Genomic DNA, 25,152 nt, shown 5'->3' with positions numbered 1-25,152 from the left:
CAACCAGGTGTGGGTTTGGCCCGTGGAAAGACATGAATAGTTCTAAAAACGTTTAGGCGATCCCAACATCAGGTTTAAGAGGTAAATATGACGACAGTTAGGGTAAAAGAAAAAGAGTTGAGAGCAATGGCAACTCAAAAACTTTTAGAAGCAGGTTTTACCGCTGCGGACGCACGTTGCGTTGCAGATGTGCTGATATATGCTGACCTAACAGGTGTTCATTCTCATGGTGTAATGCGTGTAGAGCATTACTGCCAGCGAGTTAACGCTGGTGGCTTAAACCCAATGACGACTCATCATTTTGAAAAAATTTCACCTTCTGTTGGTATATTCGATGCCGACGATGGGTTAGGGCATCCTGCACTCGCTGCTGCCACGCAATACGCGATCGATATGGCCAGGGATACTGGGCTTGGGTTTGTCAGTATAAAAAAAGCCTCACATTGTGGTGCACTTTCTTATTTTATGAATATGGTAACTGAAGCAGGAATGATTGGCATTGGCATGACCCAAACGGATGCTTGTATGGCCCCTCATGGTGGCGTTGGTCGGTTTCTCGGAACTAACCCAATAGCGTTTGGTTTTCCCGTTCAGGATAGTCATCCTATGATTATTGACATGGCGACCAGCGCCACTGCCTTTGGTAAGTTGTTGCATGCAAAAGAAACGGGTAGTTCAATTCCGTTAGGTGTCGCGATTGATGCTGAAGGTAATCAAACAACTGATCCGCACAAGGTAGAAAACTTACTGCCTTTTGGTGGTCACAAAGGCTCTGGTATCGCTTTAGCTATTGATGCATTGACTGGGATCCTTATGGGCGCTAAATATGGTAACAACATTACTGGAATGTACAGTGATTACGATAAGATGCGTGAGTTGGCTAGTTTGGTTATTGTGATCAATCCTGAACAATTCGGAACGCCTTTGTTTGCTCAATCGATGGCCTCTATGGTGAGTGAGTTAAGACAAGTTAAGCCAGCGCCGGGATTTGACAAGGTGCTTGCGCCAAACGATCCGCAAGTTGCATACAAATCTGAATGTCTGGAGAGTGGAATTCCTGTCGCACCGGGGGTATACGAGTTTCTCAATAGTTAGAATCCGTTATTATTGCGACGAGGCGAACTTTGTATTTCATGGTTCGCCTTTTTTTATGTAATGTCATTAGTGTTCAGCTTTTTAATTCTTCCAGGGTGCGTCGGTTACCAATACAAAAGGTCACCCGTTGAGTTGGCTATAAATTGTCTTTTCTCGAGTTGCTCTCAATAAACTCAAAATAGGTAAACTTCTTTGCATGTTTGGTTCACCAAATATGAGTTTAGTGTGGTCCAATGTTCCAAAGTGTTACACCTGTCACTGTCTGCTTGTGTTTAACACTATAAAATTGGCTTTAGAAATTTTTGACAAGTCGAAGTAGTGACTGTTTGGGTATATGACGGAGTAAATATGAAAACCGATTCGAATAAAGTAGCAATGGGCAAAGTTTGTCTTATGTACTTTTTTTACAACTTTTTTTGGTCTTTGAGTTCAGGTTCGCTATTCGCGGTATGGCTGAATGATAGAGTTGGTATTGATGGTTCACAAATAGGTGTATTATTTGGACTACAAACAGGTATAGCGGTTTTATTTAAACCTGTCATGGGCTATATCATGGATAAACTAGGTCTTAAGAAAAACCTACTGTACTTTATTTCAGTTCTCAGTGTTTTAATTGGGCCATTCTATATCTACGTATATGGTCCGTTATTAAGTAATGAAGCTACGTTTGTACCTGGGATTATCGTTGGTTCGATTTATTTAGGAATGTTGTTCCAAGCAGGTAGTGGGGTTATTGCTTCTTATTCAGACCGATTTGCACGTTGCCACAACAATGACTTTGGTTTGGTAAATGGTTTTGGTATTGCTGCTTGGGGTGCATCTGCGATTCTAGCGGGATACCTATATAACATTAACCCAGACCTTATCTTTGTTGCATGTAGTGTTGCGGCATTGCTAATGTTGTTCTTTGCTTTCTCATTGCGAGTGCGTCACTTGGACGAAGTCGACAATGACGTTCTATCGGCTGAGAAAATCAAGAAAGAAGATGTTATTAAGCTTTTGAAAAACAAAAAGATGTGGGCATTCATGACTTATGCCGGAACGATTTCTGTTGTTTTTTGGACATCAATGTCACAATTTACTCGCTACTTCATCAGTTTCTTCCCAACGCAAGAAGAGGGTATTACGTTTAGCTCAAATATGGATGGTATTACCGCAATATTCTTGTTTGCAGTTAGTGCTGGCGTACCATTTATTATTAAGAAAATCGGTGCAAAAGGAAGCCTAATACTAACTGCGGTTGGCATCACATCATTCTTGTTGATGATTGGCTTCGCTGGCTTAGGTGAGAAAAATCTCTACCTCGCTATAGTAGCAAAACTACTGTTTGGTATTGTCAATCCGCTACTTATCGTGTCAGTTTTTGCTTATATTGCGGAACAGTTTGATAAGAAAGTTAACTCCTTCACCTATATGTTCGGTTTCCAAGTAATCAATAACTTAATGACTGCGATTGCTGCACCAGTGATGGGCACGATGTACGACTCGTATGGCTTCCCAATGAGTTATATCTACTTTGGTGTATTCTCTGCTGCCGCGACTATTCTTGCACTATTTACATTAAGTGGGCCGAAGAAAGCAAAAAATCAAGAAGCAAATGAAGAACCTATCACAGCGTAAATCATAATCATGGAGGAGTAATTATGAAAATTCTATATATTGTTCGTGGTCCATTTGGTACCGGTAAAACTGAGTTTGCCAATACGATTAGTGATAATGTTGTTTCTTGTTGGGATTATTATGCAAGATATGGTCAAAACAAATATGACGAGAAACTAAAAGTTCATGCTGATGAGTATTGTAGGGAGTCTGTGTTGAATTTAATGCGAGATGGTATAGAAACTATCGCTGTAACCAACTCGTTTTCAAAAAATAGTGATTTGGATTATTTTTATCAAGCAGCTACAAATCATGGATATGAAGTGTTTAGTCTGTTTATGGATGCAAAAGATTCAGTTAAATATAAGAGAGATGCTCCAGAAGATGTTGTTCTGAAACAGATAATTAATCTTAAAAACAACGTTGCATTTCATCAAAGTTTCTAACTTGTTCATAACTGGGGACACGATTCCCCTTTTATTGTCATTCCTAAACAACCGCCTATGGCGGCTGCCTCTTGTACACTAGTCTTGTCCAAGAGGCAGAGTGAGCTCTTTCAAAAATTGCTCGAAACGCTAAGAATCCCAACCAGAACGTCTTCATTGACGCTCTTTTTAAATTGTTTTTTCAGTGCATACTTCATATCCCAATTTGATTTTTCGAGCTCAGTGAAGACCTATGTTGTCACACTGAATTTGACTCTGCGCCACATGCCTACTCCCGCTTTGATTGAACTATGGTCGCAGGTTTAGGTTGTAGGGTTTTACTATGGCGAAAATGACGGAGAAGGGATGTTACTTAGTCATTTCTATTTTTATGTAAACGTTATCACCTTCTTCTAGGGGTTTTCATACTTTTGTAATAAAAAGCACTTAAAGGCGCAGTGAAGGCTAGTGTTAGCTTCATAATTTTGCATATCAATGTGTAAACGTTTACACTGATGTGCGGTGGATCACGGTATTACAGACGGTTCAACGGTAAGATTAGACCTAGTTTGAACATGGTCGTTTAAGAGTTGGCTCTATTGTGGCCTTGTCATAGTTTATGCATATTGATGTGTCGGAGGTGGAAAATGAAAGTACTAGTCACGGGTGGTTTAGGTTATATCGGGAGTCATACCTGTGTACAAATGATTAAATCGGGATTTGAGCCGATAATAATTGACAATTTGTGTAACTCAAAATTGAATGTGTTAGACAGAATAGAAGAGTTAACGAGCTGTAAGCCTATTTTTTATCAAGGTGATGTACGTGACGAATCAGTTCTTAAGTCTATTTTTACTGACCATAATATCCATGCCGTAATTCACTTCGCTGGTTTAAAAGCAGTGGGAGAATCTGTAGCTAAACCTCTCGATTATTATGACAATAACGTTAACGGTTCCATTGCACTGGCTCGCTGTATGCGTGAAGCTGGTGTGAAAAAGTTGGTATTTAGTTCATCTGCAACCGTTTACGGTGATCCAGAGACTGTACCAATTACAGAGAAGAGCCCAACAGGAAAAACGACCAATCCATATGGTCGTAGTAAATATATGGTTGAAGAGTGCTTAGCCGATCTTTTCCACTCCGATAATGACTGGAGCATCACACTATTGCGATATTTCAATCCGGTAGGTGCACATCCATCTGGTTTAATTGGTGAGGATCCGCAAGGTATTCCTAATAATTTGATGCCATTTATTGCCCAAGTTGCGGTAGGTCGTCGTGACAAGCTCTCTGTATATGGCAGTAATTATCCAACGAAAGATGGAACAGGTGTACGTGATTATATTCATGTTATGGATCTCGCCGACGGTCATATTGCAGCACTTAATTCAGCTAGCCCTAAAAATGGTTTGCATGTCTATAACCTTGGTACCGGTAAAGGTTCAAGTGTTTTAGAAATGATTGAAGCATTTGGGAATGCTTGTGGTAACCCAATCCCATATCAACTGTGCGAACGTCGTGATGGTGATATTGCGGAGTGTTGGTCTAGTTCTGAAAAAGCAGAGTTAGAGCTTGGATGGAAGGCAAAATTCAGTGTTTCTGATATGGCAATTGATACCTGGAATTGGCAATCAAAGAACCCTCAAGGTTACTAACTAATTAGTTAGAACAAAACCCCTCTATTAATAAGATATGAGTATAAAAATGTCGAACGTTGAATTTAATCCCGCAGATCACCCACATCGTCGTTATAACCCTTTGACCGGGCAGTGGGTTCTAGTCTCTCCTCATCGTGCCAAACGTCCTTGGAGTGGCGCAGATGAAAAACCGTCGACGGAATCATTAGTACACTATGACGAAGGGTGTTTTCTTTGTCCAAAAAATGAGCGTATTTCCGGGGATGTTAATCCCGATTACAAAGGAACATACGTATTCGAAAATGACTTTGCAGCGCTAAAGACCAATTCACCTGATGCGCCTGAGAGTGAGAACCCTCTGTTCAGAACTCAGGGAGTTCGTGGACTTAGTCGTGTGATCTGCTTTTCGCCAGATCATAGTAAGACGTTGCCAGAATTATCAGTGAATCAGATCCGTGGTGTCGTAGACACATGGAATGAGCAGATTGAAGCTCTAGGTAAGGAGTACGTTTGGGTTCAAGCTTTCGAAAATAAAGGCGAAGCAATGGGTTGTTCACAACCTCACCCACATGGGCAGGTTTGGGCTAACAGTTTCTTACCGAACGAGATCGAAAGGAAAGAAGCGAACTTAAAGGCTTATTACCAAGAACATGGAAGTAACTTACTGGTCGACTATGTCGATGCAGAGTTGAAAGATGGTTCTCGCATCGTAGTAGAGACTGAGCATTGGGTTGCTCTCGTACCGTACTGGGCTGCATGGCCATTTGAAACAATGTTGTTGCCTAAAAAACACATCCGTCGAATGAACGAATTGGACGATGAACAGCGAGATGACCTAGCGATTGCTATTAAAAAGCTGACGAGTCGTTATGACAATCTTTTTAAGTGTTCATTCCCATATTCCATGGGCTGGCACTATGCACCATTTTTTGAACAAGGCACTGACATCGAACATTGGCAGCTTCACGCTTTGTTCTACCCACCGCTGTTGCGCAGTGCAACAGTACGTAAGTTCATGGTCGGGTACGAAATGCTTGCAGAGAGCCAACGCGATTTAACTGCTGAGCAAGCCGCGCAGCGTCTACGTGATTTAAGTGATATCCACTATAAAGAGCAACCGTAATTTTTGGCTCTTAGGGTTGTAAACCCTTTGCACTATATTGAATAAACAAGGAATACCTCATGTCAGAACTCGTACAAAACGTTATGACTTCATTTGAAGCGGTTCTAGGTTACAAGCCGAGCCACATTATCCAAGCTCCTGGACGTGTTAACCTTATTGGTGAGCATACAGACTATAACGATGGCTTTGTTCTACCGTGTGCTATTGATTATCAGGCTGTTGTGGCGGCAACCAAACGTGACGACAACTTAGTCCGTGTTGTCTCGGCTGATTATGGTAATGCCATCGATGAATTTGACCTAAGTCAAGCCATCACCTTCCAACAAGATAAGATGTGGACTAATTACATCAGAGGCGTAGTTAGTTGTTTGATTACAAGAGGCTACGAGTTTACCGGCGCAGATATAGCCGTTAGTGGAAACGTACCTCAGGGAGCGGGTTTGAGTTCTTCCGCTGCGCTTGAAGTTGTAATTGGACAAACATTTAAGGTTCTACACAACCTGGAAATTAGCCAGGCGGATATTGCTTTAATCGGTCAGCAGGCAGAGAATGATTTTGTTGGCTGTAAGTGTGGAATTATGGATCAGATGATCTCGGCGGAAGGTCGCGAGAATCATGCGATGTTGCTTGATTGCCGAACGCTTGAAACCGAGTTGGTATCAATGCCAGAAGATATGGTAGTGATGATCATCAACTCGAACAAGAAGCGTGGATTGGTTGACAGTGAATATAACACACGTCGCGAGCAGTGTGAGGAAGCGGCACGCCTATTTGGTGTCAGTGCACTTCGTGATGTCACCATTGAGCAGTTTAATGATAAGCGCTCAACGTTAGATGACATGGTGGCTAAACGCGCTCGACATGTGATTACCGAAAATGATCGTACTTTACAAGCTGCTAAAGCACTTCGCGATCATGACATGAAACGCATGGGGGAGTTGATGGCAGCGTCTCATGCCTCGATGCGTGATGATTTTGAAATCACAGTGACTGAAATCGATCTTTTAGTAGAGATGGTCAAAGAGGTGATTGGTGAAGAGGGCGGCGTACGCATGACTGGTGGCGGCTTCGGAGGTTGTATTGTTGCGTTAGTACCGCCAACATTAGTGGAACGAGTTACTGCCGTGGTGCAAGAAAGATATCAACGCGAGACCGGCCTGAAAGAGTCTATTTATGTCTGCAAAGCTAAAGATGGTGCAGGATTGGTTGAGGCTCTATAAACAACAGTTGGTGTAGTTATGAAGGAATCTCTAGAAGCAAGGATAACTCAACAGGTTGCGGCTGATGGTATGCCAGCGAGGTTTGTCGAGTTACAGAATAGCCACGGCATGACAGTGGGCTTTATGGATATCGGTGCAACTTGGTTGAGTTGTCGATTGCCATTACCCGAGGGGGAGTTGCGTGAGGTACTGTTGGGCGTTGGTACGATGGCGCAGTTTAACCAACATACTAGTTATATGGGTGCGACGGTTGGCCGTTACGCTAATCGAATTGCCAATGGTCAGTTTTCGATTGCCGGCAAAACCTATCAGTTAAGTCAAAATCAGGCGGGAAACTGCTTACATGGAGGCTCCGACGGATTTGATAAGCGGCGGTGGGCGATCCAACATCAATCCCAGCAGCAGGTCACGTTTACTCTTGATTCTAAAGATGATGATCAGGGGTTCCCTGGTAATGTTTCCGTGAGCGTGACATATTCCTTAACGGAAGAAAATCAAGTTGAAGTGGCGTACCGTGCAATGACCGATCAGGCTACGCCGATAGGTTTAACCAATCACGCGTATTTCAACTTGTCGTCACAGCAAAGCGATTGCTTGGCACACCTACTGACGATAGATGCAGACTACTATGTGCCGACAACCGATAAAGGGATCCCCCTAGGGATGTTATCTGCAGTGTCGGGGACCAGTTTTGATTTCCGCGTTGCGAAAAAGATCGGTGACGATCTGTTGCAAGATGAGCAACAGCGTATGGCAAAGGGGTATGACCATAGCTATTTATTGAACCCTGAGCGTGATACAACCATGCCGGTCGCGACATTGGTTGCTCCGGATGGCTTGGTAAGACTATCGATAGTCACCGATAAACCAGGATTGCAGCTCTACACGGGTAACTGGTTAGCTGGTCAACCGTGTCGCGAAGGTGGCTGTTATGAGGACTATGCTGGGTTGGCGTTGGAGACTCAGTTTTTACCAGACTCGCCTAACCAACCAGAATGGCCACAGCCCAGCTGTATCCTGCAACCAGAAAAAGAGTACCGCTATCAGACGACGTTTGGTTTTGACTTTTAGCGTGATTGTGCCAATCCAATAATCCTATATGAGTTGGGGCTTCGATGAACATGATATTAAAGCTCTACTAGGTTTCGGCAGAGCTTTGTTGTTTCTGGATCTGATAGCAAGGACCATTACCTTGGCGTGACGACTGAGTGTCGAGATACTAAGGTAGGGCTAAATATAATCGCGCCCTCATCAGACTCTTCATTGCGCGATAGCGCTAACGCTAGGCGAGTAGCGTGCTCTGCCATCAATTCGATAGGGTAGCGCACTGTGGTTAGGCTTGGCGTAACAAAACGCGCGATCAATCCATCATCAAAGCCCACAATCGATGATTGCTCGGGTACTGAGATGCCGTTCTGTCTCAGTGCAGTCATTGCCCCAGCGGCCATGTAGTCGTTATAGGCGACCACGGCAGAAAACGGCAGCGATTTGCTTAGGATCTCGGTCATTGCCGCTTCGCCGCCATCGCTGTTGGGTTCACCAAATGCGACATAGCTATTTGCAAGGGTGATGTTGTTGTCTCGCAGTGCGCTGCGGTAGCCTTGTAAGCGTTCATCGGTATCATTGATGTCGGATTTGGAGGCGATACAAGCAATGTGTTGATGCCCTTGGCGGATCAAGTGTTCGGTCGCAAGATATGCCCCTTTGCTGTTATCCAATGACACGCAACGTTCAGCAAGTTGTGGGATATGACGGTTGATGATGACCAGCCCTTTCACCTCTTCAGCGTAGCGAATAAGTTCTTCATCTTGTATGGCTTTAGCGTGCACTATAATCGCATCGCAGCGGCTATTGATGAGCAGCTCAAGGGTGGTTCGCTCATCTTGCATATTATGATAGCCATTGCCAATTAGAAGGTGTTTTCCATGTTGGCGCGCAACGCTATCAACCGATTTCACAAGCGTGCCAAAAAACGGGTCAGAAACATCGCCTACTAACACCCCAATGGTATTGCTGCTTTGGCTCACCAAGGCTCGCGCTGCGGCGTTAGGTCGGTAGCCTAACATCTCCATTGCTTGCGTCACCGCATCAATGGAAGATTGGCTCGCTTTAGGGGATTTGTTGAACACACGGGAAACCGTCGCTGTTGACACTCCAGCCGCTTTGGCGACATCTTTGATTGTTGGCATTTAGGACTCAGTGATTGGTTATGATCAGTCGGGTTAAAGTTGACTCGATGCTTCGCTAATTCCATTTATTAAGCGCTATTTATTACTTTTATGTCAACCTTTGAAAGGTGATTAAATGGTACATAATTATCGCAAAATATGCCGCTGCAATCATCATTTCAAATGGTGGGATAAAAGGAAAAGTGACTTGACTGCTGAGAATATGATGTTGGTAAAAACGCAACGTAGCACCGGATAAAGTAGCAACGATTTTAACTGCCAAAGCAGATCAATTTTCTATAAAATAATAAGATAACACATATATTGAGAGACTTGTAATGACGACCTTCAATCGGGGGAAAGTAGTAGCATTTATTGGTATCATGTTTTTGGCTCTGAATCTTAGGGCACCGTTTACCAGCTTGGCACCGGTACTCAGTCAGATCATGGATGGGCTTTCCCTTAGCGGTGCCGCCGCTGGGCTATTGACAGCGCTGCCTTTACTCTCATTTGCCATGGTATCACCCATCGCTGCAACCATTTCACACCGCTTGGGCTTGTATCCTAGTTTGTTGCTTGCGGTATTGCTTATTGGTTTGGGCGTGATATTACGATCGATCGGTTCATTGTTGCCACTACACATAGGTACTATGTTAATTGGGGCCGGAATTGCCACTGGGAATGTGTTATTGCCCGTCGTGGTTAAAGTGAACTTTCCAACACGCATACCGATGATCACCTCCCTTTACGTATTTATCATGGGGGCTGGCGCGACACTCAGTTCAAGTCTTATGGTACCGATATCAAATATCGATGTGGCGAGCCTTACTGGTTGGCAACTCGCACTGTTGTTTAATTTAATATTTCCTATCTTAGCGCTGTTTATATGGCTACCAAACGTGCTCAAGGGAACGAAGAGGGGAGTAGAAACAAAACAAGACAATCACGTTGGAGTGACAACCTGGCAGCTCATCAAGTGTCCAGTCGCTTGGCAAGTAACCTTAGGCATCGGATTGAACTCGTTTACCTTTTATTCATTGGCAGGATGGTTACCGACAATGTTGGGCGATCTTGGCTACAGTGACACAGAAGCGGGGTATTTATATGGATTGTTGCAGCTATCGACCATGCTTCCTGGGCTGATATTATTGCCATTTCTTTCAAGGTCTAACAATCAACGTGGGTTGATCTCACTCTGCGCATTTACGGTATTTGTCGCGGTTATTGGTTTGGCTAGTTACTCACAGCTCGCACCTATTTGGGTCGTGCTGTTCGGATTAGCAAACTGTGCCACATTTATCATTGGTATGTCATTCATCGGCCTGAGAACGACGACACCAGGGCAGGCCGCAACTCTCTCTGGTCTATCTCAGAGTATTGGCTACGCCTTAGCAGCCACAGGGCCGTCGCTTATTGGTTATTTGCACTCAACAACACAAGCATGGTTGGTGCCGTTATACCTTATTGCTGGAGTGGCACTATTCTGTGCGCTGTTCGCTAATTTGGCCGCTAGGGAAAATAAGATATTGAACCAGAGCACATAGTGTGATGAGTAACTAGAATATAAGTGATGTACGTGCTTGGTTTTGTATCTGTGTTAATGTGCTTAGTTTTATTAGGATGTAGCACTGAAATCTAAAATGATTTTTGCAGCCCCTTAATGGCATTGAACATACTCGTTTAAGAATAAGAGTCGTCGATTAGCTAAGTTAATAAACAAACGAGGCCTTCCCCGCTTGCATTGCTTGATTTGTTTTCATGCCTGGATAACTTCTTCATCAATCCAAAATGTCAGTGAATCGCGATTGATGAAAGCTTGGTTATAGAGTTTCCAATTGGTTAATTTGTTGCGAGACTTGGCCATTAGTCTAAGCATTTGGATGAACTTAGCTGATCTGATCGTAGATTGTGATTTAGTTCCCTGATTTAGGAAACAAAGCCAAAATGATGACTTAGATAACTGACAACATCTCCTAGCATAAATGACTCGGTACAGGGCTCTTGGTGTTCGCTACGGTTTTGGTTTGCACTCTCGTTGATAAGGCTTTCGATCAATTGATTGAACGCGTCTAAATCGCCAATGAAAACCGACAAGCTAACTACGACGCTTTGTAAACGCCCCATAAACCCACCGGGCGATATTGCTAATGTTTGAAGTTCCAAGGTAGGAGTGCATCGATGTCTGGCTCTGCTTTAGCCAGCTCGTTCATGCACTTGACCATGTAATCGTAGAGGATTAGGCCGTTGGCTTTAGCCGTCTCGACGATACTGTAAAGCATCGCACTCGCGTCAGCACCACTTGGTGTGTTCGAGAACAACCAGTTCTTTCTCCCAATGACTAGCGGTTTTATTGCTCGTTCAGCATGGTTATTGTCTATCGATAAGTGACCGTCATCGATATAACGGATGAGCTTCGGCCATTGGCCGAGCGTGTATTTTATCGCTTTACCCAGTGGGCTAGACTCAAGCACTTGTTGCGTTGTCATCCACTCGTACAACTCATCCAGTATCGGTTTGGTATGCTGTTGACGTTCTGCTTTTCGCTTCTCGGCAGACGCATCTTTTAAGCGGGATTCTATCCCATAGAGCTTCTGGATTTTGGCCAACGCTTTATCTGCTTTGCCTGACTTACCTTTACCTTGAACCTTCTTAGCCTCCATGAACTTACGCCGTGCATGCGCCAAGCAGCCGACATTAGTTACTTGATGAAGGCCATCATAAGCACCATAGCCATCGGTTTGCAGATAACCACTGTAATCCCCCAAGAAGGCAACAGAGCACGCCCTCGCGCGACTGTTTTGATAGTCGTACAAGGCGATATTTTTCACGTTGGGAAGTGCGGCTTCTGGCGAGTCTGCTCCCGAGCAGTAAAGCCACATGTAACATTGCTTATCTTCCTTGAGGACATTGAGCGGCGTTTCATCCGCCTGAACCACCACTTGTTCAAGTAGGTGTGTTTTCAAGGCCACGTAAAGCGATGCGAACTTCTCACTGACTTGGATAACCCATCTTGCCATAGTCGTGCGCGATAGTTCGATACCCGATTGGGTAAAGAGCGACTCTTGGCGATACAGTGGCATCGTGTATTGGTATTTACCAAGAATGATATTGGCCAGCAAGCTTTCTGTCGCGAAGCTTTTAGGGATAATGCTTTGCGGCGCTGGCTCTTGAACGATGTGGCTTTTGTCTTTAGTTTGCTCGCACTGACGACAAGCATACTTAGGACGAACATATTCCAGCACTTTGAGTACCGCTGGCGAGAACTCTAGCTTTTCACTGCGGTCTTCACCGATTTTATGCAGGCTATTATACTTGCAGCACGCGCACTGCTTTTCGTTGTCATCTAAATCGAGTTCGATTACCTTACGAGGCAAGGTTTTTGGAAGTGGCTTACGCTTACCACGTTTCTTCGTTGTGGTGGTCGTCGTGACCTCAACTTCATCTTCCTTAGCGGCTTCACATTCCACTTCGTTGAAGAGGTCACCTTGAGATGCATCGTAAGGCTTTAACGCCTCCGAGCGTTTAGCGAACTGGCGGTCGAAGGCAAGCTTGAGTTGTTCAAGTAAAGACTGACGCTCTTGTTTCAATCGGCTTTCTGACGCCTTGAGCTCTTTCACCATCGCTTGTAGCTCGGCAACATCTTGACTTTCTGGGTTGATATTTGGCGTCTTTTTCATGGCTTTCATTATACTAAAATCATGCCGCTAACGCTTGGTAGATAAGGCTTTATTATCGTTTAAGTCATTGTGAAATCGTTTATTCGAACGGGTTTGTGGCCGATAATCGTGAAGCCAGAAAGCAACCTATCAAGCTCGAATTGAGTTAGGCTAAACACCTCATTTTTCTCTTTTGATGGCCACTTGTACTTGGCTTTTTCAAGGCGTTTGTACCAAAGAGCAAAGCCTGTTTTATCCCAGTACAACACTTTGATTTTATCGCGCTGTTTATTGGTGAATAGGAACAGAGCACCACTTCCTAGAGGCAAATCGGTGTCACTTTCGATAATCGCCGCGAGGCCGTTGATGGACTTTCTAAAATCGACACTCTCACGATAGAGATAAATCTCTGGAGCGTTGAGCATACGTTTCATGATAGTGCACCGATGAGTTCTGCTAGATAAGTGGCAGGCGTGCCTTGGGGAATGTTCAACTCAACATCATTGACGAGAAGTGTCATGTTAGCCGTTGCTATTTGAGCTTGAAACTTGGTTGTCTTTTCGACGACTTCAGCTTTAACGAAGCCGACAGACGCTAATTGACTTGTCGAATGAAGTTGACGGCGTTTCGCGAAAAACGTCGATAAGCTCAGTCCGTGCTGCTCGCAAAAAACACGTTGAGTCACATTACTGCTTTCATATTGTTGAAAGAGAGCTTGCCATTCTTGGTTAGAACGTCGTTTTGCCATTTCAAATCTCCTCATAGTTGGAGACTTGATCTTAATATTCGTGATGAACGATTAGAATGCGGGGTTTATGACGCGCCTACGATACTAGAAACGACAAGAGCCACTTATAGTGACTCTGTTACGCGCTACCTGCGGTCAATACTCTGCGAGCGGAAGAGAACAGGGCTATTGAAAGGCGGAGGTCTTTGGTTATCGCGGCGCGGCCAGCGTCTCAGCAGAGTAGACATCAATGTACTAACATAGTCCCGCTGTCATTGATGACGCCTAGTCTATACCAGAATTCGATAACAAAGCAAACTGAGCATTCGTTCATTAAAGGGTTTGAATAACTCGATAGGTCTTTATGTTCCCCTCCGCCATAGCCTTCAAGTAAGCACCTTTTATTGCTTTCATACGCTCAATTTTAGCATTTCGAGCTTTTGTAACGTGCTTCTTGGACTTCATCGTTGTGCCTCTAGTTTTTAACCGCCGCTTATAGCAAACCACACTGCCAGCATTAGTGATATAGAAAGTCGACCAGAGTTAACTTGACCCACCTATGCCTTAAGATTGGTTTTAAGTCACTAGTCTATAAGAAGTCTAGCTGATTTTGCTATACTGCAACTAATCTAAACATCCTGACAGGTTGTATGCAATGAGCAAGAAGAAGTTGACTGAAAAAGAGCTGTTAGAAGGAATGACTGGTTATAATTCCCATAGTGATTTGATTGCTAAGAGTGAAAAAAGCCCGATTGGGTTTCTTTCGCCGATGGGGAAGATCGAGTTACAGATGATTTCATGGCTAGTCGAAATGAGCTTTTCGATGATCCCGGTTCAGGTTTGGTGAACCCAGATATTTTTCTTTCCAACCTTAAGTCAGCGCTTAATTGCCTTCCAGATGGTGATGTCGAACTTAGCGATTTGGGCAATGAAATTGGCCGAGTAATTGCAAGCTTAAACTCACCACATCAGTGTCATCTTCGGGACGTACTGTATGGCATAGAGCATGGTTTTGACTTGATTGCTAGAACTAGAGGTGTTGGAGATGAGTAATTCCGCTAGAAAGCCACATCTTCGAACCGAAGGTGAGCTTAAACGAGAAGTTTCTGAGTTGAGACAGTTGAGTAAGCAGCTCAAGCTATTAACTCTTTATTTATTTGTGCCAGTAACTGCGATTTCAGTCTTTTACCTCTTGTTTTTGTGATGGGTTACACCTGTGCAGCAGCTTGTTGCACAAACTCTTTCGCCCGATTGCAAAACAGTTTCTCGTCAATTATTTCGGTCCAGAAGTGGGCCAACAACTTGTCTGTCAAGTATACTTTTGAATCATTGATATTTGTGAGGTTAGCCAGTATGGCAAACATGGTTCCGTCTAAAGATAATGACATTCGAACACTAGCCTTTGACGTTTTTGGCAGCCACTCTTTGGTTGAAGAGTGGTTCCAAACACCCATTCCAGCGTTGTCTGGGCGTAAACCTCTAGATTTGCTTGATGATGTAAATGGTTATGAGCAAGTGAGACAGCTACTAACCCGACTCAAATGCGGCGAATTTAGCTAACAAGTAAAGTTGTCGGTTATTCAGGTTGACGTAAGGCGCCAAGAGCGACACCAGCGGAAAAGCCGAAAGAGTACATAGACTCTAACAGAGTGCTCAATGGTAACCCACTGTTAATATTTGATGCTTTTGCACGTGCTGGGTTAATACGTAAAGTTAGCGACTAGGGTAAAGAGAATGACAATTGGAACCCCAACGTAGGCTATTTCAACGATATTACTGTCAAGCCAACTCACGTAATCATCAAGTTTTTGAACTAGAAAATTCAACACATCTGGAATCTCTTGATTATTAAACCTAAAGATATAATAGGGCTTTCACGGTATACCAGCAAGCTGTCGGCTTTCTAACCACCTCAAACGCACCAAAAAGGAAAGGAATATTTGGAGCTTTAATAAGCTTTTGACCTAATCTATCATTCTGAATTTTTTGGGCTTTTTTTCAAGCTCTAAATAAATTGCTACTAATCTCAAAAAGCTCACAAAAGACTTTCTTCGCCTTGGACGACTGGGCAGAGCTTCAGCATCTTTTCTTTTGTCTGAGTGAAAATGGATTTGTTTTACTTCTATCGCCACGTGCCCAGGTGCTATGTACTTAAAGTATTTCCCGTCTTCGCTGACGGTGGTTTTGGCGTATCTTTCGAAATCTGCTTTAAACGTGCTTAGCCTCGCGGGAAGGACAATGGAAAAACAGCTTTTATCGAGCCCTGTCTTGTTTTTTAACGCACGTAGCCAAAAGTCAATATGTGGGAAGTAAGGCTGGATTTGATTTAAGTTAGAGAAAGGAGCATCGTGCATATACCACTTAATTTCGATGATTTGACTCGGAACAGCAAGGATCTCAACGAATTTGATGAGTGTAAGGGCAAGGTCTTTGTTCGATGTGCGGATTTTGGCATCTTTTGCCCCAACTAAATCAATAATGACTCCTCGAATGAGCTTTAGATTGATATTGCTTGTTAATTCGTTTTGCTTGTCATCAAAGGCCGAAACCCACTTTCCTATCTCAGCAATATTAGGCTTAAGTTGCGAACCATAGTTAATGTGAGGCTTAGCTTTATGCTTCGAGCGGCGTTGCGTGCGGGGGAGTAAGTTCTCTTCTGTTAAGATGATTTGTTTGACGATATCAAACGACATGCTCATTTCGTTTGAAATGGTGCGTGCACTTTGGCCTTCTGCATTCCTGCGAATAACACGCCAAATGATTTTTAGAGATAATGCTCCGATAGCATGTTCGATTTGTGGTGGATCAAATTCGCTGATATCAAATGGTGACTGAGGCGCTGAGAACAACTTAACTTCTGGCCGGCATCGCTTAGCAACGCTCTGCTGGTTTGGCTTTAGTTTAACATTTCCATCACTGTCGAGAGCGGTGCCTTGTCCCCAGAATTGACGTATTGCATAGAGCTCAGGCAAGTAGCTGGCATAGTATGTGCGATGAAATATATCAGAGAGATGAAAGTAAGAGGACGTCGTCGCGCCGGGGCTTGCATGCCCTAATAGCTGAGCCACTGCCCAAAACTGCTTACGAGTATTTTGTCTTATCTCTAGTCGGCGGCGAAGTTGTTCAGCTCGCTCCGAAGAAAAATAATTGTGTTCAAGAAATGGCCAAGAGTGCGTTTGCTTCAACTTATAAAGTAGGCAAAGGGTCCAGTTTGCAAAGGAGTGGCGACAATGGTGAAAGCGCAGCGCCTCATCACCGGTAACGCTTTTCATGACATTCGTAAGGAGTTTAAACGCATCGTTTATGTCTTTATCTTTGGAGCCATGAAGAAGCAGGTTATCAAACGACATGTGCTTTAACTTTGATCTTTCAACAAAACTAAGCAATTTCTCTAGGTGTGCCGCAGGAAGGAGACTTTCGACTGGCAAGTTTCTAGAGCCATCGGTGGTCTTGAGCAATCGATATTTGTTGGGCCTGATATGTAGGGTATGGTGTTCATTGCTTTCGTTGTGAAAATCCTTGAACTGTAACCCTTTGATTTCATTTCGGCGCAATCCGAGGAAGAAACCAAAGAAAAATAACGTTTGGGCAAGCTCAGCTCTCGGATGCTTGGACTTTTCCAGTGCTGAGATGATGCTGTTTGCCTCAAGATGGGAAATAATATTCGCGTCGACATTGTGCTCCGAAGCCGGCACATCGATGTCGGATAAACATAGGTTGGGTACTAAATTACTGTCAATCAGGAACTCTGCAAAATAGGCGACATACGCTTTACGCTGTGGTGAGGCGATAGACTCAATGACGATATTGAGCTTTTCTGCCCAGTCGATTTCATTCATCTTTTCCGGATCGCAGCCATAGAACTCAGAAATAAATGGCGAGGAAACGGCTGAAACGTAATCCTTGACGGTGTTTAGTCTCAGTGTGGATTTGAATTTTCCGCCATTTTTAAGCAAGTGATACAACCATGAAAGTACTAGCCAACAAAATGGCATGGCGCGGATTTTATGTTTGTCTTCTAACCGTATTTGGAGAGTGGCGAGTACCTTAGTCGATACCTTACTGGCTTCCTTTGGCGAGGTACTAGCTAACTTGCTAGTAAAATAAGACACAATCTCGATTTGCTCTTTCGCTGTGAGTTGGGCAATGTCTTGATCGACTCGTTTTCGAATCTTACCTTCGCCAACGCTAAAGCCAGATAACCAATGCCTTTGCTGGCGAACAGTCGTTTTTAGTTCGGTGTTATCTTCTTGGGAATGATGTATCCGGTGACCTGTGAATAAGCGGGCAAGGGTGTGGTCACTCAATTGCGAATTGGGGAGGAGCTGATTGTAGAGCTTAAATTCGATGTTACTTCGTATCATTACATACTCGAGTTTGAGCATCTGTCGTAGCGAGACGATACCCAGAGAGTGGTGAGGAGAAAGTAGGTGGTGAGTCACCAAATATTCTTGAATTATTTTTGTAGCGCTATGAGAGTAGGAGTGGGCTGATTGATACCAAACCTGGAGCAAAAATTCCGCTTTCTTGGATAGCAAGAATCGACGTGTTTTTGTCTCATAAAAACAATGACTTTCAATAAAGTATAGCGGTTCATGACTGCGTAATATGGGTAAAATATCCTTTTCTTTGCTTAAGCCTTCTTTGAGTATCAGCCACAGAATAAGGAACCCTGAGTTTCGCGTGGGTTCACTGATATAGGCTTTCAGTGCACTTTTGGACTCGATGAGGTCATAGATTGACGCAGCAAGCTCTGAATTTAGAAAGGTGTCAGGTGTCAATACTGGTACCTCTTGCTTGAGCGTCGTGGTCATCGCCAGTTCCGGCGCGCGTATGCCTGTTTTGCGTTCTATGTAGAAAATCAGAAGGTTGAGGACCGAATGAAATATTGATAAATAGGGCTCTTCATTGGGCAGCTTCTTTTGAATGCTAGCTAGGGATTTTTGCGTGATGCAACCGTCTTTGTGTCGAGCTAGTGAGACGGTGTGGTCATACACTTTGTCGATTATCCTAATTCTTTCTGCTTCACTGTCTTTGGTCAGTGGGTGTCGTTCGACATAATAGTTGAACTCTTGCAAAGCTTGATCTTTGAACTCGGCTTTCATTCCGTCCATTCGTAATTTTGCTGTGCGAGATGTTGTCATTGGCGCTTCCTTGTCAATGCCGATGGAATGGACTCCCAGCCTATCTCGTTCATCATCTTATCAAGTGTGGGTAGTAGGTCATTAATGGCCTCAGCCATGCAAAGCGAAGAGAAACCTTCAAGCGGGTTTTCACCTGAGACCCAGTGCCCCATTTGGAGCTTGATGAGTTCTTGGGGGACATCAGTTATCTGAAGGTACCGCCTCAGGTAATGACGACCAAAGTTCAGTGGAAGTTGGGGTAACTGACGAGACTGTCGTCGTATGGTCGTTGGATAAGCATTGATCGACTTGATCTCTCCATTGTCACCCTGTTCAAAAAACAAGAAGAGTCCGTCATTCTTCTGAGAGTTTTTGGCTGAGAAGTGCCAGTCTAACCTCGCATTTTTTGATGTCATTTCGATAAAGCGCAATGCTGAGCGGTGCCAGCGAAGTTGATTCGATTCATAAGTGCGATTGTGCGAGAGCAAGCGTGCGACTGCGTCTAGGTGGTGTTGATAATGTTTGAGTTGAGTTTGTAACGTTGTTGGGCAGGAGATAACGCGCATATGAGAGAAGGTGAGCGCGCTGTCTTTGTCTGAAATACAAATAGCGTTGTATCGCATCAGTGCAAAGCTAAAGCTGGGTAAAGGGTTAGATACAGCTCGGTAACCAGTCCCACACAGAAGCATGTAGATGGTATGTAAGGTGTAGGCGTTGTGGTAGTTAATGATGCTATTGAGTGAGCTAGACGCATCAAATGACTTCCACTTGCTCAGTTCCAGTCTGAGAGTTGAGGCTAATTTCTTTAGCACTGATAGCTTAGGTGTAAATTCTGACCCAAAGCCGGTGATATCGTCATCGCTCGCATCTGTAAACGCGAACTCAGCTTGGTATATGAATGGCAATGTTGGAAATGCTTGTTGCCAAAGTTGCTGAACAAACTGATTCAATTCTGAATTACAGTACCACGAATAGTGACGCGGGGAACGAGTGTAATAGATTTCTTTACCTATGAGTGGCTCTAGTAGGACTGGGTCGAACTGTTCGCTGGCAATCACATAGTTCTTAAGATGATTTTCGATGCGCTTCAAGCTGATTTGGCAGTGATGTTTCCGGTTAAGCGTTTCAATGAGTTTTTGTATTGCCTTTAACACTTTTTCTTTCGTGCCTGAACTGTCTCGAATAGTGCCGTCTTGTAGATCCGCTGATTTAAGTCTTTGTACTAGTTCAGGAGGAAGCGAAACGGCTAACAACGTTCGGGCTTTATGCAGATAGGGACTTTCACTGTATTCAGTGCGAAGTGTTGTTGACTTGAAATAGGTATTAAATGCCCAAGTTTTCGGAGAGCGAAGACTAAAGCCTGTTTTTGGAGCGGCACCTTTGGTTGATATCTGGAGGTTTAGTACGTCTTCGAGCTCTCGAGAAAACAATAAGCAGACCAGTGTAATACAACGCAACTTATTCTCATCTATGCTATCGATATGACCCGCTCTTGAGGAGAAAAGCTCGTGTAGAAGGTAACCGAGTTCATGTGGTTGTAAAACATTTCGTGATAATACGGTGATGTTGTGGGACTGCGTAACCGACTTGTTAATGCTTCGATTCTTGTCTTTGTTCTTCTGACCGTCCCTTATTACTGATATATCCGGGATTTCGTGAGTAGGCCTCGGAGTTTCAAGTATCTCGTTATTGACAATCGAGAGTGAGGGGAGGTCCTCAAACGGTGAGATGCCGTTGGTCAGATACTCTTCGGAAAATGTGAGTTTCTTTAACGAGTAGGTTGTTAAATGATCACTTCCAATGAGTCGTTCAGGCTTATTGCGACGATAAGAGCCTCGGAGCGCTTGCTTGGACTTTCTGGACCGCTTATACCGGTCTGACCAATTGACTTGGTAAAAATGAATGAGGTTCCAAATACGCCCACGCATGTTCTTGTTCCAGTTCTCTTCATGTCTATCACCGGATAACAGTTCATTCTTCAAATGCAGAAGTTGATTTGCAATTTGGTCGGGGTTTCGACCAGCAAGGTAAGATGGGGTGAATTTCTGATCTGGGTACAGGAGGCGGAGGGAACTAAATGTAGGCTCAGCTTTATTTCGCAAAGTAATTTCTGCTTCATGGTGTGCGTAGTGGTCGAGAAAAACGAGCAAGATTTCGGCAAGTTGAGCATCGATGAACCGATGAAACTCAAACAGTAATGAGTAGATGGGCTTATCGCCTTTAGACCCATGCGCTAGCGTTGTGTTGGAGTATTCTACAAATTCCTTTGTGTTGGGCTCTGAGGTGATGGAGAACAACGTGTTAATCAAGTCGTACGGAACACCGAATGTTTGGCTAAAGAGCTTAGGTTCAAGTTGAGCACTGATATCGAGCGTATGAATGACAAACCGAAGAGAGCGAAAATTGGAAGGGCACTCTATGGCTTCCAAAACCGGCAACCACAACCTTACGATTTCAAGAGCCGCTGTTGGAAAAAGTTGTGCAATTTTGCTTTCGGTTAACTCATCCATTGGTCACCTCAAAGATCTTTTTTTGATATAGATAAGTACGCTGCAGTTTTCTCTGCAGTGTTCAAATAGGGATACAGATTTAGCCACTCATGTGACTGAAAAATGCTCCGCTTACCTTCGTCTTTTTGAAACCAATTTCGCAACAAAAAGCTGATTTTTTTCGTGTCACTGATGAAGCATTTATCGATGAGATTATTGGTTAAGTCGAACTGAATGATCTGCTTTCGAAGTTCGGTATTTGGTTTTTTATGGAGCACAAAAACTGGGATTTCTTTACCGGCGGGAAGCTCATTTTTGGCGATGGCATCACGCAGTTTTTCGATAGTAAACGAGCCTGCAAGGTAGCGATAGTGACGGCGAAATGAGTAGCAAATTATGGGTGACTGTAGCGCGAGCAAGTTGAATAAATATGTCGGATGATGCTGATGGTTTGGTTGATTGCGAAGCAAAGAAATTGGATTGGCTTTTTCGTAGAAGCTAGCAAGAACTTCGTCAGCAACAAGCTGTTCGACGCTTACCTCTTGCCATGTTGTTTGCTTAAATAAATCACGGTGAAACTTCTCTTGCATGTCCATGCTGCACGTCCATTCAAATTGCTTTATTGAAAAAAGCAGGTCAGAATATGTCCGATATAGGAACTTTAAAGATTGTGACCATGTTGTGCCCATATATCAGCTGGTTAGATATTAACCTATAACAGGTAGAGGTCATTTTCAAGCTAACATGTTGATTTAGCGTGTTTACAGTGACTTACATTTTTTATGACTAATAATCAGCTGTCTTGACATGGTAGGGGTCGGCGATTCGAGTTCGCCCGGACCCACCAAATTTTCGAAAAAGCCCGCTTTTATAGCGGGCTTTTTTGTATCTGGCCGTTTGGAAATTCCTTTCCACGTTTATGAAGCCTATCCTTCATTTCCCAGCTTGATGACCATTGTTCTCCATTTATCCTCAGATAGAGCGTTTCACGCTCCCTATATACCGCTCGTCGCATGCACAAAGGCTTCAGAACTCATCTCTTTATCATAGAACTCAGGACCACAGCAGAAGGAAAGCGTCATGAATGGTAAGAACATAAGAATAGTATTGAGGTGGGCACACATAGTATTAGCGCTACTTGTAGGTGCAGCATTCTACTCACCTTTAGCAAGCAATGAAGCCTACATGGCAGTGACACTGTGGGGACTCATTCCAGCGCTTGCTTTGACAGGTATTGGTATGTGGAAGCAGTCATCGTTTATGAAGCTTTTAAAGCCAGTGAACAAGAGGGCGCACCAATAGAGGAAAAATTGCGCGAGAATTCATAGATCTCGCGTTTACTTCCTTTTGTTTTAGGCACTAAAACGAAGCTAGATGAGTTCGGAGTAATTATCCCACCCAATAACAATGAACTTTTGATATTTACAACGTAAATATCAGAAATAGATTTTGCCCTATAGTTTGTGTGAGTCGAGGCGGTTAGGATTTGCACATTACAAAACATGAAGGCAAAACATCATGAAATTAACCTCGATTCAAAAAACTAAACTCCTTTGCTCTGCACTTGCTGTCGCTCTACTTGCCGGTTGCTCATCAAGTGGCGGAAGCTCATCTCCGACAGACCCGATGCCAGAGTTTGATGGTGACCTAGGCTTTGAAAATGTGGATTCTGGCTATGGTAACAGTGCGCCAGAGGGCTCAGAACCAACAGATCCGGATTTTGGTTTTGACCTAGGTTATGTTTATATTCCAGATCTAGGTCTAGATGTGCCCGTACATCTTCCGGAGTATGAATCACCGGTTAATCCGAATGCGAAGATCTCTACGGTCAAAGAGCGTGAAACGGAGGGTGAGACCCTGTACTCCATTACATACAATGGTCACCGTATCGGAGAAATCTTAGTTCAAGACGATGTGATTACTATCTCTTCGCTGAAAACGGATCATACGATTACGGGTAGCAAGAACGATAATGGCACGTGGACTGTTCGAGACTCTGATGGCAATGTTCGCGGTGATGTGAAGCGTATCGATGACGGTAAGTGGGTGGTACGTGAGGAAATCAGCCGCGCTTCTTATATCGTTGTTTATCATGAGAGTGAATGGAAAGCCGTTCCAGTGGCAGACATTAAGCCTAAGTTAAAAGAACAGGTTAACAAAGAGCGTATCGATCGCGTTAAACAACGCGTCAAGATGAGTCGTCCGAGTTAATTTATCTTTTATTTATAAATAAAAAGAGGTCGAACCCTTGCTGCCGCTTATGTTGGGATGGTTCGACCTTAAAACCCCGCAAAAGGGGTGGGGGTTATTGCTGTTGCTAGCAATGAAAAAAAAACACTAGAAACTGATACGTCTATCGAAATTGCTCACCTCCTTCCATTGAGATAATGCTGCCCCTTCAAAAGCGAAGGGGCAAACAATCGGTTACCACCACATGTCCACTTGAACACCTACGATAAAATCGTGGTCGTCTTCACCAGCGTTTGAAGAAACGCCTGGGTTACCTTTAAGGTATGTCGCCAATAGACGGATTTCTGGAGCTGGACCGAAACCAGTTCCTACAGTCCATGTTGGAGCGATGGTTGCTTTATAAGTCGCATTGCCGCCATTGTCGCGGTTCGCACTGTTGTCGGTGTAGCCAAATTCAGCGGCGATTGCGAAGTCATCAATAGAAGGCATGGTGTAAACAGGGCGAACCATTGCATACCAGTATGAGAAGTCATCTACGTTGTCTTCATACGATGTTTGTTCGTAACCCACAGCAGGGAAGAACAACCAGTTTTCACCGATATAGCCACCGTATGCTTGCGCGCGAACTGTTCTATCACCGTCTTTTACTGCAGACATCAATGTTTGCTCAGTCGAACCATCAATGAAGCCAACGCCGCCTGGACTGTATGCGTTATAGTTGGTAAATGTACGACCTAGCATGGTTGAACCACCTAGACCTTGACCGTATTGAACACCGACTTTAGAGAAGCCGTTTCCAAAGCCAAAGAAGTTAGAAGGAGAGTATTGAACGTGACCTTCGAAACCAGATTTCGCGAACTCATCGCCGTTCACGTTTTCACCCATCTGTTTTGCCATACCTTCGATACGCCATTGACCATAGTCTGCACGAACGTGGAAAGCATTTAGCATCTCGTTGTCACCAACTGAGTTGTTACTAGCGATATAGGCAAAATCCCATAGACCACCACCTAACTCAGTACCTTTAACACCGATACCAGTGCCAGAATAATCAGTGTAGAAGAAGTCAGTCATGAAGATATAGTTGTCACGACCGTAGTAACGCTGACCGCCCCATAGCGTACCAGTGTTCGTTACACCATCAAATTCAACGAATGATTCGATCAAACCTGTCGCTTTACCATCGATATTCGCATAGCCGTTACTGCCATTACCGTTAGGGTTGTCCTGACCTAGACGTGCGTTGATTCGAACACTTTTACCGTCTGAGTCTTCCGTTTTTTCCCAGTCCCAGCGCTGCATAAACGCCAGCTCCCAGAAATCGTCAGCTTCTAAGCCTAAACGCCCCAATGTCTCCTTTTGCCCACCCCATCGGTGCTGTTTGAAATTTTCTTTGGCACTAGTGAAGGCACCTGCACGGAAATAACCGTGAAATTCAAAATCTGAGGTTGGTTTTTCTGCTAAAGCTGGCATTGAAGATATTGCAGCCACTCCTGCAATAAATAGAGCTTTGCTTAATGCTGTTTTTTCCATGTTGTTCTCCAACTAATTATATGAATAGCATTGAGTACTTATCGTGTATGGTAAGAGATAAGTTGCCATTGATAATAAGTAGAGAATCTATATATTTAGGTGATATTGATCACTTGTGAATAATGAATTTTGTTGACATTTGTCACGATAAAAAAAGAATGAAA

At 43.8% G+C, this 25,152-nt stretch carries 22 protein-coding genes and 1 pseudogene; 13 read left to right on the top strand and 10 right to left on the bottom strand.

The window, feature by feature from the left end:
• Positions 1–87: 87 nt before the first annotated feature.
• The 7 genes from AC6I8Y_RS09610 (at position 88) to galM (ending at position 8,173) form a co-directional block, all read left to right on the top strand.
• Positions 88–1,095 (top strand): Ldh family oxidoreductase, encoded by a 1,008-nt coding sequence (locus AC6I8Y_RS09610; RefSeq protein ID WP_498020038.1) that lies wholly within the window; start codon positions 88–90, stop codon positions 1,093–1,095.
• A gap of 348 nt (positions 1,096–1,443) precedes the next feature.
• A complete protein-coding gene (locus AC6I8Y_RS09605; protein WP_498020037.1) occupies positions 1,444–2,715 on the top strand; it encodes an oligosaccharide MFS transporter in 1,272 nt (423 codons plus the stop codon).
• A 23-nt stretch (positions 2,716–2,738) separates the two neighbouring features.
• On the top strand, positions 2,739–3,140 hold the full coding sequence (locus tag AC6I8Y_RS09600; RefSeq protein WP_252015015.1) for a hypothetical protein: 402 nt from the start codon (positions 2,739–2,741) through the stop codon (positions 3,138–3,140).
• 626 nt (positions 3,141–3,766) lie between these two features.
• Complete coding sequence (galE, locus tag AC6I8Y_RS09595) at positions 3,767–4,777, top strand: UDP-glucose 4-epimerase GalE (protein WP_252015013.1); 1,011 nt, start codon at positions 3,767–3,769, stop codon at positions 4,775–4,777.
• Between the two features lie 49 nt (positions 4,778–4,826).
• The gene (locus AC6I8Y_RS09590) at positions 4,827–5,882 is read left to right on the top strand and encodes a UDP-glucose--hexose-1-phosphate uridylyltransferase (RefSeq protein WP_498020036.1); all 1,056 of its coding nucleotides are present in this window, start codon (positions 4,827–4,829) and stop codon (positions 5,880–5,882) included.
• 59 nt (positions 5,883–5,941) lie between these two features.
• A complete protein-coding gene (gene galK, locus AC6I8Y_RS09585) occupies positions 5,942–7,102 on the top strand; it encodes a galactokinase (RefSeq protein ID WP_498020035.1) in 1,161 nt (386 codons plus the stop codon).
• An 18-nt stretch (positions 7,103–7,120) separates the two neighbouring features.
• A complete protein-coding gene (galM, locus tag AC6I8Y_RS09580) occupies positions 7,121–8,173 on the top strand; it encodes a galactose-1-epimerase (RefSeq protein WP_498020034.1) in 1,053 nt (350 codons plus the stop codon).
• 116 nt (positions 8,174–8,289) lie between these two features.
• Here the strand turns inward: galM and AC6I8Y_RS09575 are convergent, their stop codons facing one another.
• A complete protein-coding gene (locus tag AC6I8Y_RS09575; protein WP_498020033.1) occupies positions 8,290–9,291 on the bottom strand; it encodes a substrate-binding domain-containing protein in 1,002 nt (333 codons plus the stop codon).
• A 317-nt stretch (positions 9,292–9,608) separates the two neighbouring features.
• Between AC6I8Y_RS09575 and AC6I8Y_RS09570 the strand changes: the two genes are divergently transcribed.
• The gene (locus AC6I8Y_RS09570) at positions 9,609–10,814 is read left to right on the top strand and encodes an MFS transporter (protein ID WP_498020032.1); all 1,206 of its coding nucleotides are present in this window, start codon (positions 9,609–9,611) and stop codon (positions 10,812–10,814) included.
• Positions 10,815–10,925: 111 nt separating this feature from the next.
• On the opposite strand, the pseudogene AC6I8Y_RS09565 reads toward AC6I8Y_RS09570, so the two are convergent.
• The 5 genes and pseudogenes from AC6I8Y_RS09565 to tnpA all read right to left on the bottom strand — a co-directional run.
• Positions 10,926–11,134: pseudogene (locus tag AC6I8Y_RS09565) on the bottom strand (transposase); the annotation flags it as partial.
• A 62-nt stretch (positions 11,135–11,196) separates the two neighbouring features.
• On the bottom strand, positions 11,197–11,394 hold the full coding sequence (locus tag AC6I8Y_RS09560) for a hypothetical protein (protein ID WP_498020031.1): 198 nt from the start codon (positions 11,392–11,394) through the stop codon (positions 11,197–11,199).
• A 20-nt stretch (positions 11,395–11,414) separates the two neighbouring features.
• The gene (gene tnpC / locus AC6I8Y_RS09555) at positions 11,415–12,947 is read right to left on the bottom strand and encodes an IS66 family transposase (protein WP_498020030.1); all 1,533 of its coding nucleotides are present in this window, start codon (positions 12,945–12,947) and stop codon (positions 11,415–11,417) included.
• A 59-nt stretch (positions 12,948–13,006) separates the two neighbouring features.
• Entirely contained in the window at positions 13,007–13,360 is a 354-nt protein-coding gene (gene tnpB, locus AC6I8Y_RS09550; RefSeq protein ID WP_481087428.1) for an IS66 family insertion sequence element accessory protein TnpB, read from the bottom strand.
• The gene (gene tnpA / locus AC6I8Y_RS09545; RefSeq protein ID WP_498020029.1) at positions 13,357–13,674 is read right to left on the bottom strand and encodes an IS66 family insertion sequence element accessory protein TnpA; all 318 of its coding nucleotides are present in this window, start codon (positions 13,672–13,674) and stop codon (positions 13,357–13,359) included. The genes tnpB and tnpA overlap by 4 nt, the downstream gene beginning before the upstream one ends.
• Positions 13,675–14,308: 634 nt before the next feature.
• Between tnpA and AC6I8Y_RS09540 the strand changes: the two genes are divergently transcribed.
• The 3 genes from AC6I8Y_RS09540 (at position 14,309) to AC6I8Y_RS09530 (ending at position 15,213) form a co-directional block, all read left to right on the top strand.
• Entirely contained in the window at positions 14,309–14,500 is a 192-nt protein-coding gene (locus tag AC6I8Y_RS09540; RefSeq protein ID WP_498020028.1) for a hypothetical protein, read from the top strand.
• Positions 14,452–14,706 (top strand): hypothetical protein, encoded by a 255-nt coding sequence (locus AC6I8Y_RS09535; RefSeq protein ID WP_498020027.1) that lies wholly within the window; start codon positions 14,452–14,454, stop codon positions 14,704–14,706. Before AC6I8Y_RS09540 ends, AC6I8Y_RS09535 begins: the two co-directional genes overlap by 49 nt.
• 300 nt (positions 14,707–15,006) lie before the next feature.
• Positions 15,007–15,213 carry an antitoxin Xre/MbcA/ParS toxin-binding domain-containing protein gene (locus tag AC6I8Y_RS09530; protein ID WP_498020026.1) on the top strand — a complete coding sequence of 69 codons (207 nt, stop codon included), beginning with the start codon at positions 15,007–15,009 and terminating at the stop codon, positions 15,211–15,213.
• A gap of 404 nt (positions 15,214–15,617) precedes the next feature.
• On the opposite strand, the gene AC6I8Y_RS09525 is transcribed toward AC6I8Y_RS09530, so the two are convergent.
• Genes AC6I8Y_RS09525 through AC6I8Y_RS09515 form a run of 3 tightly spaced genes read right to left on the bottom strand, consistent with a single transcriptional unit; the run spans position 15,618 to position 21,861 of the window.
• Positions 15,618–18,797, bottom strand: coding sequence for a site-specific integrase (locus AC6I8Y_RS09525; protein WP_498020025.1), 3,180 nt, complete (start codon positions 18,795–18,797; stop codon positions 15,618–15,620).
• Positions 18,794–21,286 carry a hypothetical protein gene (locus tag AC6I8Y_RS09520; RefSeq protein ID WP_498020024.1) on the bottom strand — a complete coding sequence of 831 codons (2,493 nt, stop codon included), beginning with the start codon at positions 21,284–21,286 and terminating at the stop codon, positions 18,794–18,796. The genes AC6I8Y_RS09525 and AC6I8Y_RS09520 overlap by 4 nt, the downstream gene beginning before the upstream one ends.
• An 8-nt stretch (positions 21,287–21,294) precedes the next feature.
• The gene (locus AC6I8Y_RS09515) at positions 21,295–21,861 is read right to left on the bottom strand and encodes a hypothetical protein (RefSeq protein WP_498020023.1); all 567 of its coding nucleotides are present in this window, start codon (positions 21,859–21,861) and stop codon (positions 21,295–21,297) included.
• A 484-nt stretch (positions 21,862–22,345) separates the two neighbouring features.
• On the opposite strand from AC6I8Y_RS09515, the gene AC6I8Y_RS09510 reads away from it, so the two are divergent.
• Complete coding sequence (locus AC6I8Y_RS09510; RefSeq protein ID WP_498020022.1) at positions 22,346–22,567, top strand: hypothetical protein; 222 nt, start codon at positions 22,346–22,348, stop codon at positions 22,565–22,567.
• A 216-nt stretch (positions 22,568–22,783) separates the two neighbouring features.
• Positions 22,784–23,476, top strand: a complete 693-nt coding sequence (locus AC6I8Y_RS09505) for a hypothetical protein (protein WP_498020021.1) — start codon at positions 22,784–22,786, stop codon at positions 23,474–23,476.
• A 213-nt stretch (positions 23,477–23,689) separates the two neighbouring features.
• On the opposite strand, the gene AC6I8Y_RS09500 is transcribed toward AC6I8Y_RS09505, so the two are convergent.
• Entirely contained in the window at positions 23,690–24,988 is a 1,299-nt protein-coding gene (locus AC6I8Y_RS09500) for a carbohydrate porin (protein ID WP_252012078.1), read from the bottom strand.
• Positions 24,989–25,152: the final 164 nt, after the last annotated feature.

This window comes from Vibrio sp. KUL78, assembly GCF_059725505.1.
The sequence above is the reverse complement of the archived record's forward strand: the minus strand, read 5'-3'. Positions and strand labels throughout refer to the sequence as shown.